This window comes from Desulfosporosinus sp. FKB (assembly GCF_002196705.1).
In the GTDB taxonomy this organism is placed as follows: Bacteria; Bacillota; Desulfitobacteriia; order Desulfitobacteriales; family Desulfitobacteriaceae; genus Desulfosporosinus.
This window is the reverse complement of the sequence record NZ_NADJ01000026.1, coordinates 135190-150005: the sequence shown is the minus strand read 5'-3', so window position 1 is coordinate 150005 and position 14816 is coordinate 135190. Positions and strand designations below refer to the sequence as shown.

At 42.8% G+C, this 14816-nt stretch carries 15 protein-coding genes and 1 rRNA gene; 11 read left to right on the top strand and 5 right to left on the bottom strand.

What is annotated here, in order from left to right:
* Positions 1 to 55: 55 nt before the first annotated feature.
* The 9 genes from rrf (at position 56) to B5Y67_RS08220 (ending at position 8828) form a co-directional block, all read left to right on the top strand.
* Positions 56 to 171 (top strand): 5S ribosomal RNA (gene rrf, locus B5Y67_RS08255).
* Positions 172 to 732: 561 nt separating this feature from the next.
* Entirely contained in the window at positions 733 to 918 is a 186-nt protein-coding gene (locus B5Y67_RS24935) for a hypothetical protein (RefSeq protein WP_140419072.1), read from the top strand.
* 262 nt (positions 919 to 1180) lie between these two features.
* The gene (locus B5Y67_RS08250; RefSeq protein WP_170932630.1) at positions 1181 to 1936 is read left to right on the top strand and encodes a GntR family transcriptional regulator; all 756 of its coding nucleotides are present in this window, start codon (positions 1181 to 1183) and stop codon (positions 1934 to 1936) included.
* Between the two features lie 92 nt (positions 1937 to 2028).
* The gene (locus B5Y67_RS08245; RefSeq protein ID WP_088225971.1) at positions 2029 to 3072 is read left to right on the top strand and encodes a BMP family ABC transporter substrate-binding protein; all 1044 of its coding nucleotides are present in this window, start codon (positions 2029 to 2031) and stop codon (positions 3070 to 3072) included.
* Between the two features lie 20 nt (positions 3073 to 3092).
* A complete protein-coding gene (locus B5Y67_RS08240) occupies positions 3093 to 4628 on the top strand; it encodes an ABC transporter ATP-binding protein (RefSeq protein WP_088225970.1) in 1536 nt (511 codons plus the stop codon).
* Positions 4625 to 5677, top strand: a complete 1053-nt coding sequence (locus B5Y67_RS08235; RefSeq protein ID WP_088225969.1) for an ABC transporter permease — start codon at positions 4625 to 4627, stop codon at positions 5675 to 5677. The genes B5Y67_RS08240 and B5Y67_RS08235 overlap by 4 nt, the downstream gene beginning before the upstream one ends.
* Positions 5674 to 6591, top strand: a complete 918-nt coding sequence (locus B5Y67_RS08230; protein ID WP_088225968.1) for an ABC transporter permease — start codon at positions 5674 to 5676, stop codon at positions 6589 to 6591. Before B5Y67_RS08235 ends, B5Y67_RS08230 begins: the two co-directional genes overlap by 4 nt.
* Before the next feature lie 18 nt (positions 6592 to 6609).
* Positions 6610 to 7386 carry a nucleoside phosphorylase gene (locus tag B5Y67_RS08225; protein WP_088225967.1) on the top strand — a complete coding sequence of 259 codons (777 nt, stop codon included), beginning with the start codon at positions 6610 to 6612 and terminating at the stop codon, positions 7384 to 7386.
* Between the two features lie 59 nt (positions 7387 to 7445).
* Positions 7446 to 8828, top strand: a complete 1383-nt coding sequence (locus B5Y67_RS08220; protein WP_088225983.1) for an 8-oxoguanine deaminase — start codon at positions 7446 to 7448, stop codon at positions 8826 to 8828.
* 107 nt (positions 8829 to 8935) lie between these two features.
* Here the strand turns inward: B5Y67_RS08220 and B5Y67_RS08215 are convergent, their stop codons facing one another.
* Entirely contained in the window at positions 8936 to 9643 is a 708-nt protein-coding gene (locus B5Y67_RS08215) for a 4Fe-4S binding protein (RefSeq protein ID WP_088225966.1), read from the bottom strand.
* A 308-nt stretch (positions 9644 to 9951) separates the two neighbouring features.
* Between B5Y67_RS08215 and B5Y67_RS08210 the strand changes: the two genes are divergently transcribed.
* Both B5Y67_RS08210 and B5Y67_RS08205 read left to right on the top strand, forming a co-directional pair.
* Positions 9952 to 10860: a hypothetical protein gene (locus B5Y67_RS08210; RefSeq protein WP_088225965.1), complete on the top strand. Its 909-nt coding sequence runs from the start codon at positions 9952 to 9954 to the stop codon at positions 10858 to 10860.
* An 18-nt stretch (positions 10861 to 10878) separates the two neighbouring features.
* Positions 10879 to 11880 (top strand): U32 family peptidase, encoded by a 1002-nt coding sequence (locus B5Y67_RS08205; RefSeq protein WP_088225964.1) that lies wholly within the window; start codon positions 10879 to 10881, stop codon positions 11878 to 11880.
* 184 nt (positions 11881 to 12064) lie between these two features.
* On the opposite strand, the gene B5Y67_RS08200 is transcribed toward B5Y67_RS08205, so the two are convergent.
* From B5Y67_RS08200 to B5Y67_RS08185, 4 genes are read right to left on the bottom strand one after another with little or no spacing between them, the layout of a single operon-like run.
* The gene (locus tag B5Y67_RS08200; protein ID WP_088225963.1) at positions 12065 to 12574 is read right to left on the bottom strand and encodes a hypothetical protein; all 510 of its coding nucleotides are present in this window, start codon (positions 12572 to 12574) and stop codon (positions 12065 to 12067) included.
* Positions 12575 to 12586: 12 nt separating this feature from the next.
* Positions 12587 to 13582, bottom strand: a complete 996-nt coding sequence (floA, locus tag B5Y67_RS08195) for a flotillin-like protein FloA (RefSeq protein ID WP_088225962.1) — start codon at positions 13580 to 13582, stop codon at positions 12587 to 12589.
* A gap of 29 nt (positions 13583 to 13611) precedes the next feature.
* Entirely contained in the window at positions 13612 to 14091 is a 480-nt protein-coding gene (locus B5Y67_RS08190) for an NfeD family protein (protein ID WP_088225961.1), read from the bottom strand.
* 16 nt (positions 14092 to 14107) lie between these two features.
* Complete coding sequence (locus B5Y67_RS08185) at positions 14108 to 14710, bottom strand: DUF1836 domain-containing protein (RefSeq protein WP_088225960.1); 603 nt, start codon at positions 14708 to 14710, stop codon at positions 14108 to 14110.
* Positions 14711 to 14816: the final 106 nt, after the last annotated feature.

Sequence of the window (14816 nt, the reverse complement as noted above, 5' to 3'; positions counted from 1 at the left end):
ACTCTATGTAGTTTTGAGAGAACAGAGTTCGAAAAGGACAACTGAATCTCAGAGATCTGGTGATCATGCCGGAGGGGTTCCACCCGTTCCCATATCGAACACGGAAGTTAAGACCTCCAGGGCCGAGGATACTTGGGGCATTGCCCCTGGGAAAGTAGGTCATCGCCAGGTAAACAAACGATAGACTGCCAGATATGGCAGTCTGTCTGTGTTTCATGAAAGAAATGAAAGAAAGCTACCGGGGTTCCACCCGTTCGATCCATGCTGCAGGAGAATGCGTATCGGGACGCAGCGTGGCGAAAAGCTCGTCCGCTTTTCGTATATCGAACACGGAAGTTAAGGCCTCCAGGGCCGATAATACTTGGGGCATTGCCCCTGGGAAAGTAGGTCATCGCCAGGTAAACAAACGATAGACTGCCAGATATGGCAGTCTATCTGTGTTTCATGAAAGAAATGAAAGAAAGCTACCGGGGTTCCACCCGTTCGATCCACGCTGCAGGAGAATGCGGATCGGGACGCAGCGTGGCGAAAAGCTCGTCCGCTGTTCGTATATCGAACACGGAAGTTAAGGCCTCCAGGGCCGAGAATACTTGGGGCATTGCCCCGGGGAAAGTAGGTCATCGCCAGGTAAACAAACGATAGACGGCCAGATATGGCAGTCTATCTGTGTTTCATGAAAGAAATGAAAGAAAGCTACCGGGGTTCCACCCGTTCGATCCACGCTGCAGGAGAATGCGTATCGGGACGCAGCGTGGCGAAAAGCTCGTCCGCTTTTGTATATCGAACACGGAAGTTAAGACCTCCAGGGCCGAGAATACTTGGGGCATTGCCCCTGGGAAAGTAGGTCATCGCCAGGTAACAAGCGACAGACTGCCAATAGGCAGTCTGTTTGTGTTTCATGAACGAAATGAAAGATAGCTACCAGGGCTCCACCCGTTCGGATCCACATTGCTGGAGAATATGTCACTAGATTTACGAGTATTCTGACTCAACTAAAATAATATAGCTCCAAAAAATATTTGAAGCGTATTGTACACTTGCAGGAATATTTGAGATTATTGCCGAAGTATAATCATCAATTCATCAGATGATTATACTTAATTATTATCCTTTGTTCGCAAATTCTTCTCAAGAATTAAAATCAGGGAGATTGAAACCTTTCCCTGTAAAGGAGTTATGTATGACACAGAGTGTAAGAAAGGTCCGTAAATCAACAGCGGTTCTCGATGCCCTGGAAATTATGCGGGGGTATATCTCATCCATGGTGGAACAGGAAATTTTTCGCTTACCCTCCGAAGAAGAACTCGCTGCTCAGTTGGGAATCAGCCGTCTCACCGTTAGGGAAGCATTAACCGTTTTAGAACGCGAAGGACTTATAGGTCGATTCCAGGGTAGGGGAACAATTATCAATCAATTTGCAGAGCATCAGGTGGCTCGTATTGACTTTGCTCGGGAAATCAGTAAATTCATTGCGGAAGCGGGTTATAGTTCATCTGTTGATGAGGTCTCACAGACCTGGCGATTGTCTACGAAGGAAGAAGTTCAAAAACTTACTCTGAAGGAAAGCGAAGAACTTCTAGTCGTGGAAAAGCGCTTTTTAGCTGATGGAAAACCTGCTGCATATTGTATTGATCGAATTCCCCGTAAGCTTTTTACGCAAGTTGAGTTTACTGAAGAGGAATTATATCCAGCCATTTTCCCATTCGTAGAAAAGCACTGTAAATGTCGTCTTACGCATGATGTTATCGAACTAATTCCGAGCATTGTTGATGAAAAACTATCTCGTCTTCTTAACCTCGAAGTAGGAACCTCTCTGCTACGAATCGATACGGTAGAATATTCGGCAGAAGGACAACCCATCATGTATAATACTGAATTTTACGTTGATCAATTTTTCCGTTTCACTCTATGTAGGAGCGTTGCCTATCTCGCCTAGGATTTTCATATGAAGGGAGATGATGATAAAAGGGGCTTGTTTTCAACACAGTAATAAGGGTTAAGGGGAAGAACAAATTAGGAGGGAATTAAGTGAAAAAAAGCAGAAAGTTTCTAGGATTATTACTCATAGGCTTTGTACTGTTTACTCTAACGGCTTGTGGTACTCAAGCTTCAAACACCACTCAGGCCAAGCCTTCGGCATCTGCACAATCTAAAGTCAAAGTTGGACTCCTTACTGGGGTTGGTGGCCTGGGAGATAAATCGTTTAATGATTTGGCAAATGATGGCGCTAAGAAAGCAGAAAGCGAACTCGGCGTGCAACTAAAAGTGGTTGAGCCCCCCGATCTTGCTTCCGAGGAAAGCATGATGCGTGATCTTGCGAAAGCTGGTAATGATCTTGTCATCGTTGTAGGCTTTGATATGGCAGAGCCTTTGAAAAAGGTTGCTCCGGAATTCCCGAATACCAAATTTGCAATCATTGATGCAGAGGTTCCAGGCAGCAATATCTCTTCTCTCGTCTTTAACGAGCATGAGGGTTCGTTCCTTGTTGGCGCTCTTGCGGGAATGATGACCAAGACAAATAAAGTAGGAGCCATCCCGGCGATGGATATTCCTTTCCTCAATCGGTTTACTGTGGCGTATGCGCAAGGAGCTAAGTACACTAATCCGAACGTTCAGGTAGTCGTTCAACCCATTGGTTCCGATTTTAGCAGTTTTAACGATCCTGCTAAGGCCAAAAGTATTGCCCTAACTATGTATAACCAAGGTGTAGATATTATTTATCATGCCGCCGGCGGCTCTGGTTCCGGACTTTTTGAAGCTGCCAAAGAAACGAAAAAATATGCCATCGGTTGTAATTCAGATCAGGATTATATGGCACAGGGTTTAGTCCTTACCTCTATGATGAAACGCGTTGATGTAGCGGTTTATGACTCGATTAAAGGGATTGTTGACAAAAACTTCAAAACCGGAACAAATACCTATGGTGTTGCAAACGGTGGTATTGGAATCACTGACATGAAGTATACCAAAGATCTGATTGGTGCGGATAAACTCAAAAAGCTTGATGATATCAAAAAGGGAATTATCGACGGAACAATCAAAGTTACAGATGTAACAGCAACGACGAAATAAACTTTGGGCGGTGATGACCCGTGGTACACAAAGAAGCCCTTGTTATCAGCGGATTGAAAAAATACTTTGGACATGTGAAAGCGAACGATGGGATTGATCTGGTCGTTCGTACTGGGACAATTCATGCCATTGTTGGCGAAAACGGTGCGGGAAAAAGTACCCTTATGAACAGCCTCTTTGGTCTTCACCAGCCAGACTCGGGAGAAATCTACTTATGGGGGGAGAAAGTCCTTTTCTCCTCCCCTCTTCAGGCACTTGCTCATGGTATAGGTATGGTCCATCAACATTTTATGTTAGTAGAAGCTTTAAGTGTTTTGGAAAATATCATTTTGGGTGCAGAACCTGGAAAGGGAATATTGCTTAATTATAAAAACAGCCGAAAAACAGTTGAAGAGATCTGTCACAAATATGGCTTAGAGCTTGATTTAGACGCTTTGGTCGAAAATGTACCCGTCGGGATTCAGCAACGAATTGAAATTGTTAAAGTGCTCTACAGAGGTGCACGCTTAATTATTCTTGATGAACCAACAGCTGTATTAATACCCCAAGAAATCGATCGTATGTTTGAGATTTTACGGGAATTCAAGAGAGATGGCTGTACCGTCATCTTTATTACCCATAAATTACATGAAGTCATGGCTCTGGCTGATGATGTTACGGTTATTCGTGACGGCCGAACGGTTGGTCATTGGCCCATATCACAAGTTAATGAAAAAATTCTGGCCCGTCAAATGGTAGGGCGTGAGGTTGTTCTTGATTTAGTCAAAGAAGAAACAAAGCCTTCAGAACTTATTTTACAAGTTCAAGGCCTTCAAACTGAGCAAGTCAACGGTGACCAAAGTGCAGAAGATTTATCCTTTAACATTCGGGCGGGAGAAATTCTAGGGATAGTAGGAGTTGCTGGCAACGGCCAAGATGCTCTTATTGAAGGTATATTAGGCTTGCGCAAAGTGGAAAAAGGGGAAATTCTCTATCTTGGTGAAGCTATAAATGGAGTAAATACTTCACATCTTCGTCAAAAGGGAATCAGTTGCATATCTGCAGATCGTCTTAAAACTGGGCTCGTTCGAGAGTTTAGTGTGCGTGAAAATGCGATTCTAGGCTATCAGAAAAGCAAAGAGTTTGTTTCCAAGCTACTTTTCCATAAGAAGAAAATTAATCATTACGCCCAGCAAATTATCAAAGAATTCCAGATCAAAACCCCCTCCTTGGACGCTTTGATTACCCAATTATCAGGGGGAAACCAACAGAAATTAATTATTGGACGTGAACTTCATGCCAACCCCAAACTAATTATTGCGGTTCAACCGACAAGGGGCGTGGATATCGGAGCGATCGAATTTATCTATCAGGTTTTGCTCGAATGCCGTCGCAAGAACGCGGCTATTCTACTTATTTCCAATGAATTGGAGGAAGTTCTTTCTCTATCGGACAGGGTAGCCGTACTCTATCAGGGGCGATTTATGGGAAGCAATGCTCCTAATCGGCTTACTAAAGAGAGTATCGGGTTGATGATGGCAGGAGTTCGAACTGAGGGGGAAGGTGAACCTGTATGAACATGAATCCTATAAAACACTTTATCTGGCAGATCCTTCCTTCCATTCTCGCTGTACTATGTGCGTTACTGATTGGGGCTGTGATTATAATTGCGATAGGTGAAAATCCTTTGCAAGCCTATACAGCCATGCTCCAAGGAGCCTTTGGTGACACTTCTTCTTGGGCCGAGACACTTCAACGAGCAACTCCCTATATTTTCGGTGCTCTGGCTTTTTTGGTAGCTGCTCGTTCCGGCCTTTTTAATATTGGTCTGGAAGGTCAAATGTATGTTGGAGCAATTGCTGCGGTAATTGTAGGCTTTAGTCTACATAATCTCCCCAGTTTTCTGCATATTTTGTTAGCACTCATTGCGGCAGCATTAGCTGGTTATGTTTGGGCTATTATTCCCGCCTTACTAAAAGTGAAGTCTGGGGTTCATGAAGTGATTTCAACAATTATGTTAAATTATGTTGCCTACGCTCTAACAGCTTATCTGACGGTGCATGTTTACCATGAACCTGGTGCCGTGGCGCAGACGTATCAGGTTGATCCCGGAGCAATTCTTCCGGCACTGATGCCTCCCAGTAAACTCAATACTGGTTTTATCCTAGCTATTATATTAGCCATCGCCCTCTATATCTTTCTTTTTCACACCCCGTGGGGATACAATCTGCGAGTCACGGGGCTTAACCCTGGTGCTGGACGATATGCCGGTATTAAAAGTAAACGTATCATTTTATGGGCCATGCTTCTGAGTGGAGCCATTGGCGGATTGATGGGGGCAGAGCGTTCCTTAGGAGTTTATGGACGATTTATTAACTCATTTTCTCCGGGCTATGGATTTACGGCCATCGCAGTCGCTCTATTAGGGCAGAATCACCCTTTAGGGATCATACCGGCAGCTATTCTTTTTGGTGCCTTAGAGAATGGGGGGTCCTTCATGTCCTTACAAGTTAATGTTCCGCGCGAACTCGGGCTGATTTTAGAAGCTTTGATTATCGTCTTCATTGCTGCTGAACATTTCTTCCGTGTACATTTACGCTCTATGATGAAGGGGGACAAAGAATGATAAGCTTTCTTTCAGTTAGCATCATCCAAGCGACTGTGGCAATCGCAACTCCTTTGTTCATCGGTGCACTTGGAGGATTGTTTAATGAACGGGTAGGAATTGTCAACGTTGGTCTGGATGGGATCATGCTTTCGGGGGCTTTTGCCGCAGCGATTACCTCATACTACACTCAGTCAGCCTGGATTGGCGTTTTGGCTGCGCTTATGGTTGGTGCTCTTCTCGGGCTTTTACATGCGGCCATCTGTGTTGGCTTAAAGGCGGATCATGTTGTCAGTGGGGTAGCCATTAATATTCTGGCTTCTAGTTTAACTGTATTCCTTTTACAACTTCTTTTTAACAATAAAGGGCAATCTCCATCCGCCCCAAAAATCGGACAGATATCTAATGCCGGTTCAATACCTATTCTTGGACCGATCATTAATAACATGAGTTACCTCACGATTATCGGCTTACTGCTCATCCTTCTCAGTCACTTCTTTCTTTACCACACCAAAATGGGACTACGTTTACGCTCAGTGGGAGAAAATCCTTACGCCGCTCAATCTTTAGGGATACCGGTACGAAAGTATATGTATCTCAGTGTGATTGTGGGCTGTGCTCTAGCTGGTTTGGCGGGATCTTTTCTTTCCATCGGTATACTGAATGTTTTTACAAAAGATATGACGGCTGGTCGAGGATACATTGCCTTAGCCGCCATGATTTTTGGGCGTTGGACACCTTTTGGTTCACTCGGCGCTTCTGTGTTCTTCGGTTATGTTCTTGCATGGCAAATGAATGCTCAGGGGCTTACAATTCCAGCGCAAATCGTAGAGATCATCCCATATTTAGCTACCCTGCTTGTTCTTGCCTTTGTTGCTAAGCGAGCACGTGGACCTGCTCATGATGGGAAAACATTCGCTCCTGGCGAGCACTAAAAATTGGAGGAATAAATAATGACGATTCTTAACAAAGCAGATGAAACTTTAGGGAAAATACAATACCACGTTCGGGTTAAACCTGGAGATGTTGCAAAATATGTGCTTCTCCCCGGTGATCCGGCTCGTGCGGATCGTGTAGCCAAATACTTGGATAATCCCGTATTGATAGCTAATAATAGAGAATACAGGACCTTCACAGGGACTTATAAAGGGATTCGTGTGAGCGTTACTTCAACTGGAATCGGTTGTCCTTCTGCTTCAATTGCAGTGGAAGAGTTGGCTAATGTTGGAGCAGAGGTTTTTATCCGCATTGGAAGCTCCGCGGCTTTGCAACCAGACATCCGTGTAGGAGATCTGTTGATTTCTTCAGGTTCGATGAAAAATGAAGGAACCTCACGTTATTACGTGCCGGATTGTTTCCCAGCCGTCCCGGATCTTGAGTTAACTCATACGCTTATCCAAACTGCCCGGAGTATGAAGGGTGAACTAAATTTTGGACTTCATGTCGGAATCAGCGCCTCCGATGATGCGTTCTATGGGGAAACACAGGAATGGATCGAAAAACTAGCAAAACTGGGTGTCATGAATGTTGAAATGGAAAGCTCTGCAATATATACGGTGGCTCATGTTCGCAAATTAAAAGCCGCCTGCATTTGTGCTGTTTCGGGAAATCTCGTTACGGCAGAAGTCGTTTATGAAAAAGAAAACACCCGCCTTGTGGAAGGGTGGGACAAAGAAATTAAAGTCGTATTGGAAAGTATTTATCGTTTTGAAACCGAACAAGATAAATAAGTGTCCACTACCTTCTTATAGTATGTCTGATCGAATAGTAGGGGAAAAGGAAGGGAGTGATTCGTTTGATACTCATTAAGAATCTACACACCCTGGTTACCTGTAATGATCAAGATCAAATCTTGCAAAATGTTGATCTTCTTATTGAAGGACCCAAGATACGAGCCATAGGGAAACATTTAACTTTCGACGGACCCCTTGAAGTAATCGACGGCAGGGGAAAGCTTGCTGTGCCCGGACTAGTCAACACACATCATCACCTGTACCAGACTCTCTTTCGCGGCTTGTCCGAAGTTCAAGGAATGCCGCTATTTTCCTGGCTCCTAAACCTGTATGAGTTTTGGAAGCACCTCACTCCCGATGCGGTCTACTTTGGTTCTCAAGTTGGCTTTGCTGAACTCTTGCGTACAGGTTGTACATTGACTACCGATCACCATTATGTCTTTCCTAAAGGTCAACCAACCACCTTAATTGATAGCCAAATCCATGCGGCTCAGGAAATCGGGATTCGATTTCATCCGACACGGGGTTCCATGTCTCGAGGCAAAAGCCATGGAGGGCTGCCACCTGATGAAGTCGTCCAAACTGAAGAGGAGATCCTTAAGGATTCGCAACGTTTAATAGAAACCTATCATGACCCATCTCCCTTCGCTATGACCCGCCTATCCCTTGCACCTTGTTCACCGTTTTCTGTCAGTAAAGATTTAATGGTCCAGGCTCGTAAACTAGCCCGATCCGCAGAGACAGGGGTCATGCTCCATACGCACCTTGCAGAAACATTAGATGAAGAAAAATTCTGCCTTGAAATCTATGGTTGTCGGCCTGTGGAACTTATGGAGGAACTCGAATGGGTAGGCCCTGATGTTTGGTTTGCCCATGCCATTCATTTAAGTAATCGTGAAATTAATGTGTTGGCCAATTCCGGAGTAGCTCATTGTCCCTCCTCGAATATGAAATTGGGTAGTGGTATCTGCCGAACCAGTGAATTGGTCAAAGCGGGAGTTAAACTTGGAATCGGCGTGGATGGAAGTGCCAGTAATGATGGTTCAAATATGTGGGAAGAAGTACGCCGAACGTATCTTCTTAATCACCTGCGTTATGCCGATGCAGGCCTCTCCGCTTATGAAACGATCAAAGCTGCCACGCGCGGTGGGGCAGAAGTCCTGGGGCGAAACGATACGGGGATTCTCCAAGAAGGGATGGCTGCCGACCTGGCACTCATAAATCTTGAAGATGTCGCATTCGCAGGTTGTCATGATCCGTTGGTTTCGCTCGTTTGCTGTGGTAATACAAGTATCGTCGACATGACCATCGTCAATGGTCGCATTGTTGTACGTGATGGACAATTGACCACACTAGATCCAGAAGATATTCGGGTGAAAGCTCATAGGATTTCTACTGAAATGGTAGAAAAAGAACGAGCTCTAAAAATTAATTCATAATATAGGTAATAACAAAGGGCATCTCCCCATAGTTTGATTTCTATGGGGAGATGCCCTTTATTAAATGTTCCACACTGCAAGAATTTACGTTGCGGGGAAGTTTAAACTTATAAAATAAGACCATTTGTTGATATCGTTGCGACAGTATAGGGAATTGACTTATTGCTATTAGCTAAGGCTTTTTTTGCAGCATTTACAAGTCCTCCGCAACAGGGAACTTCCATTTTTAAAATAGTAATGCTGGAAATAGAATGACGCTTTATAATTTCGCTCAATTTTTCTGAGTAATCGATGTTATCTAGTTTAGGACAAGCAATTAGAGTGACTTTTCCGAGCATGAATTGCTGGTGAATATTTGGATATGCGAAGGCGGTACAATCGGCAGCAAGTAATATGTCGGCGTTATCAAAGTAGGGTGCATCGATTGATACTAATTTTAACTGACATGGCCATTGGGCAAGCTGCGATTGCGAGTTTTCTGGAGATACAACCTTAGACGATTGTACTGCTTTTGGTAAAGGTTTGCCCTGGGTGCTTAGAGAAATAGAGGATAAAGAGCTTTCCGTTTCTTTCGAATTGTTATTTAAGTGTATTTTAACAGCTTCTTCATCATATTCGACGGTTTCTCGCTCTTCAAGAGTAATAGCTCCGGTGGGGCATTCAGGCAGGCAGTCGCCGAGGCCATCGCAATAGGTTTCAGAAATAAGCGTGGCTTTACCGTTAACTAATTGCAATGCTCCTTCATGACAAGCATTAACACAGAGCTTGCATCCGTTGCAAAGTTCCTGATCTATGGTAATAATTTTACGTTTCATTCATAACACCTCTCGAGTTTAGTAAGGGATTATTAAGACAAAATTTTTAGTAAAAAAACAGAAAGCAAGAAGTTATAGATATGGGGTTATTAAGCCCAACTTAGCTATTATACAAGATGATCTGGATATATAACAGATTAAATTGCCTGTTAAATCAAGTTGCTTAAGCAGAAATTGCGATAGCATAAGTTGCAATAGCACTGGAGCAAATGTTCTTGTAAAAACCCCTTGTTAACGGTTAACCTCAAAATATCATACTATTTAATAAGAAGTAATTTAGTATGTGAATCAATGAGGTGTATCGTTGTATGGAATGGGCTTTAGGTATTCCCAACATTGAAAAAGTATATTTTATGGACGATCCTTGGTGTGAAAATAATCTTTTTCGATCCAGCATGATAAAAGAAATTAGTGAGAACGTCTTGGGTGAAATTTTATTTACAAGGATATATTTTGGACAAGAATTTTGTGAAAGGTCGATACCCTCTTTACGCGAGGTACTAGATGTTTATTATCGAGCGAGAGAACACGGCCAAGAGCTAACTTTAGTAACACCTTATGTGACAGAAAATGGTCTAACAACGCTGCGGCAGTTATTACAAGGTTTGTCAGAGGAAGGTTTAGCATTAGAAGTTGTAGTTAATGATTGGGGAATACTATATTTACTCAATCAAGAATATCCTGGTTTTAAACCAATAATAGGCCGACAGTTAAATAAGGCTTGGCGTGATCCGCGAATCGGAAGTCCAACAGAAAATAAGAAAAAAACTCATAGTCAAAAATCTTGGTCTCTACCAATGACAAGCTTTGAAAGCGATATTATACAAAAAGTTTTTAGGGACTTTGGTGTAAGTCAGGTTGAATTAGATATTCCGCCGAGTGGATTAAATGATTTTGGCAGGTGGGATAATAAAGTATCTTTATATTTTCCATATACTGTAATAACAAGCGGCAGAATGTGTCTTTTACGGTCATGGGGATACCAAAAGGACGATAAGTTTAAAACAACAGACAAAACCTGTGGACGAATTTGCAGGCAATTTTGGTTGGAACTTTCAGACAAATCAGGTCAAGTTCCAGCGTCTCCGAATTGGAAAATCGTCCAAAAAGGTAATGCGATTTTTTGTGTTTTTAAGGAAGGTTTCCTCAAGGATACGTTTAATATTATATCGCGAATAGGGATTGACCGATTAATTTTCCAACCCGAACCTATTTGACGACAGGAGGGCTGATCATTGAATATTCTAGCCCCTATAACTTCGCTTGAAGAGGGGAGAACTCTTATTTTAGAAGGAGCAAAAGAATTGTATTGCGGCTTGCAGCCTGAGTATTGGGATTCAGTTTCCGGAGATAGGTTTTGGCTGAACCGCCGAGGTCCTGGGCAAGGTAATTTGCCAAGTCTTGAAGAATTGTCTAAAGTCGTTGGCTTGGCTCATTTTCATGATGTGAAAGTTTTCCTAACATTGAATCAATCTATCTATTCAAATGCCTTGTACCAAGAAATTTTAAAGTTCGTAAGAAAAGTTTATGCGACTTGCAGTCCAGATGCTCTGATCATTGGAGATCCTGGTCTGATGAAAATGATGAAGGAGAAAATGCCGGAAGTAACGCTTCATGCAAGCAGTTTAGGGGGAATTCTTAACACAGAGACTGCCAAGTTTTTTCGTGATTTAGGCGCTAAGAGACTTATTTTTCCAAGATATGTAGATTTAGAAGATATGGCTCGTATCATGCAAAAGATCGGTTCAGATATGGAGTACGAGGCTTTTATACTCAACGATGGGTGCATTTTCGAAGAGGCGTATTGCTTTGCAAATCATGCTTTTAATGGCGCGATTTGTCATAACCCTCATTGGATTTATAAACTTTATGACAAGAGTGGACAGTCAAGAAAAGAAGCTAGTCGTTCTTTTTCTCAGCATCTCAGAGATTATCGCGAATTTATTTATATAGGCATTAAAAATATGGCTGAAAGTATCAGCCCCAAAGGAGACCCTATGGGTATGTGTGGACTATGTGCATTACCGGAGCTAAAGGCAATGGGCGTATGTTCTCTAAAAATAGTAGGGAGAGAATCGCCCCTTGAAAAGAAAGCAGCAAGCGTAAGGTTGTTAAGAAAATCTCTTGCCAGCTTAGAAGGGGAGGAAAATCCGGAAATTCTCAAGCTATGTTTTCGGATGATGCGTTCTATTCCAAAATTATGCGATAGCAACTATATGTGTTACTACCGGAACTAACCTCGTGAGATTTGCAAGTGACTCTTAAGACAAGGCATGAGATTAAAGCTTTTGTAGTAAGAAGACATTAACGATATAAAATTAAGGATCCCGGTTAAAAAAGCCCGGTTTCGGGACTTCCATAATCGGGATCCTTTCCAAGGTATTAGGATCGTTACGTCAAATAAGGTTAAGTTAATGTAAGCTAATGATTTCTGGCAAAAGGACCACTGATACGTGATTTGGGTTTTCCTAGTATCTCGGCCCAAATTACGGCATCAGCAAGGTGGTTTTGCCTGAAGATTGGAGAGTCGGAGCAGTCGTGGCCTTCTTTCCCTTCTGTGGCGGTAGGTTCGGCTTCGGATTGGAAGATTTTTTGCTTTGTTCTTTCGCTGCTTAAGATTCCTTCATCAAGAGCTGTCCCTTCGATACCAGGTGGGCCTTCATTGCCCTGAGTTCCTTCAGATTCAACGAAATTATCCATTCGGGGAAATTCTTCTGCTTGATAGTCCTGAACTTCGGATAATTTAGGAATCGCATTCGGGATACGCGGCGAAATCCATTTTTGAATCGCAGATTCGAGATCCTGAGCCCAAGGAGCAGAAGGAGTATAAGGATTCTTCGGACGTTGATTAGGTCGCGTGGTTCCTTTATTAATTTTGGATACTATAGCAATAATCATAATGATGATAGGAAGAAACGATAAAATATCCATTGTGCCTTCCTCTTACTTCCTAGGGGTAATATCCCCAGAATCTTTGCTGGTTCTGACAATGTTTTCTCTCATAGTTGTATCTGCCATAATGTTTTGCATATTGTAATAGTCCATTACACCCATTTTCCCCTCCCTTAGGGCCGCTGCTAAGGCCCGAGGGACATCTGCTTCTGCTTCAACGACTTTTGCCCGCATTTCCTGCACAGAGGCCTTCATTTCTTGTTCTCTGGCCACAGCCATTGCGCGACGTTCCTCTGCTTTAGCCTGGGCGATACGTTTATCAGCTTCAGCTTGGTCGGTCTGCAATTGAGCCCCGATGTTTTTGCCGACGTCTACGTCTGCGATATCAATAGAAAGAATTTCAAAGGCTGTACCAGAATCAAGGCCTTTAGATAAAACAGTACGAGATACCAGATCTGGATTTTCCAAAACCGCTTTATGTGAATCGGATGACCCTATACTGGTTACAATACCTTCTCCGACACGGGCGATAACGGTTTCCTCGCCTGCTCCCCCTACGAGTCGGTCAATATTTGCTCGAACAGTAACACGGGCTTTAACCCGAAGTTCAATCCCGTTTTGAGCAACGGCGGATACAATGGGTGTTTCAATAACTTTAGGATTGACGGACATTTGTACGGCCTGCAATACATCACGTCCTGCCAGATCGATGGCCGCCGCACGCTCAAAAAGAAGGGGAATAGCTGCACGTTCAGCGGCAATTAAGGCGTTGACAACACGATCGACATTCCCGCCGGCAAGATAATGGGCTTCTAGTTGGGCAGTTGTAATATCTAGGCCGGCTTTATGGGCTTTAATAAGGGGATTAACAATTTTGGATGGTGTTACTCGGCGAAGTCTCATGCCAACAAGAGAGAAAATTCCAACGTTGACTCCTGCAGCTAAAGCAGAAATCCAGAGACCAATTGGGATGAAGGTTAAGAGAACGCCTAAAACCATAATGGCCAGGATGAAAAGGATAAGGGAGAATAATGTTGCACCAGTCATTTTTTATACCTCCTCTAATCTTTTGAATTCTAATTGTCAATTTGACGAACAATTACGCGTGTGCCTTCAACATCGATAACGACAATCTTAGAACCGTTGGCAATAAACCCTCCTTCAGTGACGACGTCAAGGCGTTCACCGTTAAAATCGGCTGTTCCCGCCGGTCGTAATTGACTAAGGGCAATTCCTTGTTTGCCTAAAAACGTTTCATAACGTACTTTCGGCGCTACATAACCTTCTTGCTTTGTTTGTCTGGTTTTTAAAGCAAATCTTTCCCAAAAACGACGAGTTTGAGAAAAACGAAAGCTTAAGGCAATTAGTACAGCTAGTGTAATGAGTAACAAACTCACGTAAACAATACCTTCAAGCAATGAATCAACTGAGAGGACGATCCCTGTAATTAAGGCAATAATGCCAAATAATCCGAGAATACCACCAGGGACAAAAATCTCTAGGAATATGAGGACAATTCCTAGTATAAATAGCGTTACAACAAACCCAGTCCCCACGTTTTCCCCCTCCTTATTAGGAACCTTTATCAGAACTTATTTCCGAAGGTTCTTGTGGCAAGATCTCCAACCAGTGTTCGGCAATTTGTTTATAGAGATTTGCTCTTGCTAACAAATTTAGAATAACCAGGGTTACAGCGATTTTTTCTTTATCATCGGCACAGATAGCTTCTTCAGATAAAGAATCATTGACTTCATCGGTTAATTGGTCTAAAGATTTCTGCCAATCAATTTGAGTCCGATCAAAGATTTCACAATAATATTTGTAAAGCTTCGAAGGATTGATACGGTCATCTGAGTTATCGGCCAGAGTTTGGTTGACAAATCCCAGTAAGTGAGAGGCTTCATCTAAAGATAAGATATTGCGCAAATCATTGATGAGCAAAATATTGGCAACTTGTTCTCGGTTATACTTTTTTTTATGGGGGCTGGGAAGATATTTTCGCCGAACCCAGTTTTGAATGTGATTGTTATTAATATCGTTCTGACTCACTCTTTGGGCAACTTCAACGACTTGGGAAAGCATCATGGAGTCCAATTCCAAATACGGTAAAGCCTTTGTTTTGGGCTCGAGACTATTGACAATAGCTAAGATGCGGTTTAGATAGGAAGGCTTCATAAGGTCACCTCCTTTGTTAAAACTAGGAATTAGTTAAATTATTCAAGATGATATTATTATAAAGTTATTGAATCTCTTTGTAAAGATCATTATGATCACTATGAAA

What these genes read in the sequence shown, in the direction of transcription:
- B5Y67_RS24935 (WP_140419072.1), top strand. Translation starts at nt 733, where the DNA reads ATGCGTATCGGGACGCAGCGTGGCGAAAAGCTCGTCCGCTTTTGTATA.
- B5Y67_RS08250 (WP_170932630.1), top strand. Translation starts at nt 1,181, where the DNA reads ATGACACAGAGTGTAAGAAAGGTCCGTAAATCAACAGCGGTTCTCGAT.
- B5Y67_RS08235 (WP_088225969.1), top strand. Translation starts at nt 4,625, where the DNA reads ATGAACATGAATCCTATAAAACACTTTATCTGGCAGATCCTTCCTTCC.
- B5Y67_RS08230 (WP_088225968.1), top strand. Translation starts at nt 5,674, where the DNA reads ATGATAAGCTTTCTTTCAGTTAGCATCATCCAAGCGACTGTGGCAATC.
- B5Y67_RS08225 (WP_088225967.1), top strand. Translation starts at nt 6,610, where the DNA reads ATGACGATTCTTAACAAAGCAGATGAAACTTTAGGGAAAATACAATAC.
- B5Y67_RS08215 (WP_088225966.1), bottom strand. Translation starts at nt 9,643, where the DNA reads ATGAAACGTAAAATTATTACCATAGATCAGGAACTTTGCAACGGATGC.
- B5Y67_RS08210 (WP_088225965.1), top strand. Translation starts at nt 9,952, where the DNA reads ATGGAATGGGCTTTAGGTATTCCCAACATTGAAAAAGTATATTTTATG.
- B5Y67_RS08200 (WP_088225963.1), bottom strand. Translation starts at nt 12,574, where the DNA reads ATGGATATTTTATCGTTTCTTCCTATCATCATTATGATTATTGCTATA.
- floA (WP_088225962.1), bottom strand. Translation starts at nt 13,582, where the DNA reads ATGACTGGTGCAACATTATTCTCCCTTATCCTTTTCATCCTGGCCATT.
- B5Y67_RS08185 (WP_088225960.1), bottom strand. Translation starts at nt 14,710, where the DNA reads ATGAAGCCTTCCTATCTAAACCGCATCTTAGCTATTGTCAATAGTCTC.